Source organism: Stieleria mannarensis (assembly GCF_014154935.1).
GTDB lineage: Bacteria > Planctomycetota > Planctomycetia > Pirellulales > Pirellulaceae > Stieleria > Stieleria mannarensis.
On sequence record NZ_JACEHH010000141.1, the window covers coordinates 1 to 1,614 of the forward strand.

Annotated in this window: 2 protein-coding genes; both read left to right on the forward strand. The window is 54.8% G+C overall.

The window, feature by feature from the left end:
• Window positions 1-272 precede the first annotated feature (272 nt).
• Window positions 273-707 carry a VOC family protein gene (locus tag H1B37_RS32760; RefSeq protein ID WP_182871476.1) on the forward strand — a complete coding sequence of 145 codons (435 nt, stop codon included), beginning with the start codon at window positions 273-275 and terminating at the stop codon, window positions 705-707.
• Between the two features lie 206 nt (window positions 708-913).
• The coding region (locus H1B37_RS32765) for a hypothetical protein (RefSeq protein ID WP_182871477.1) at window positions 914-1,614 on the forward strand (701 nt) is incomplete at its 3' end.

Sequence of the window (1,614 nt, forward strand, 5' to 3'; positions counted from 1 at the left end):
GGGACAGCGAGAGACCCAGTGGAGTCTCAATTTTTCTTGGAAGACAGGCAAGCAATTGCCAAACGGATTGATCGACGACAAACTCGACGACTGGCGAATCCCGCTGGCTAAACTATTCGGCGTTGAATGGTTTGGCGCAGAGTGACGTACTGTCCCAGATCATTTGGCGTCGCGGTCTCAGGCAATCAGTCGGTGTACATTCACATTGAAACCGACGGAATGTTATTCTTTATTTTTTCTCGATCCGAATTGCCATCCAAGGGCCATTTCCCATGCTGACGCCGTTTCACATTGCCATCCCTGTTCGCGACATTGCCGAGGCACGCGAATTCTATGGCACCAACATGGGGCTTTCTGAGGGCCGAAGCGACACCCACTGGATCGACTGGAACATGTTCGGCCATCAAGTGGTGACACACCTGAATCCGAACCTTGGCCCCGATGGAAAAGTCGCCAATCACTGCAATCCGGTGGACTCACACGCGGTCCCCGTGCCGCACTACGGCGTGGTACTTGAAGTCGACGTTTGGAAAGCATTTGCGGAGCGTGTGCGGACCTTCGTCGACGACTTCATCATCGAACCCTACGTCCGATTCGAGGGGCAACCGGGAGAGCAGCACACGATGTTCTTCGAAGACCCCAGCGGCAACGCCCTGGAGTTCAAAGCGTTTGCCGACATCCAATCACAACTTTTCAAAGTGCAGTGAGTCCGCGAAAAGGGGTCAGGAGCGAATGGCACGGGCTTAGTGAGCCGACGGCGCTAGCCGCGGGCCATGATACGCCTTTAACACGGCGGTAAGGCCCGAGGCTAGCGCCTACGGCTCAGCGTATTGGCTTATGCCCGTGCCATTCGCTCCTGACCCTTTTTCTCGTCTGACCCTTTTTCTCGTCGAGTTTGTTGTAGAGGTGTACGATGTTACGTTCGATCCTGATGGTCACCATCCTGCTGGCGAATGTGGGCTTTTCCCAAGACCGCGCGAGCGACCACTCGAAAACTAGTGACCGCGTACTGAAAGACAAGTTGCAGAAGAGCCAGAGCGATACGGAGGGACGGATTTACGAAGTTCTCGCTGACTTCAAAGTTTCGTTTGACGATTATCGATCGCGTCCGCATGCGTTCCTGGCGACCGGCGTCCGTCGCGACTTGCGTGAATCTACCGGGTTTGTCGAATCGCGGGTCCTCTGGACCGCTGCCAGGATGGATGAACAGGCTTATGATGCCAACGCATTTTTCCAGCCGGGAGGCATTGTGCCGAAGTGGTACCAGCGGATTTCAATCCACGGAAAAAAACTTTACCGAACCACATCTCCCACAGCTGCGCCGCTCGATCCGTCCGGTGATGCGGAATTCGACGAGACTGAATTCTTACGTCGGCAACAACTCATCGTCGTCCAGCCATTCTCCGCGACGATTTCCCCCGCGACCGTCTTTCGAAACAGCCAACGCTTTGGCGAGGACCATTGGCATCGTTTTTTCCTCAAGGCAGAGTTCGTGAAAGGTGACTACGACGACGATGGAAATCTGGTCGGTCACTGGAGGAACACCGAAGGCACGAAGTCAGGCAACCGAACCTACGCCACGTTGATCTTTTCAAAGGAACAGAATTGGCTCCC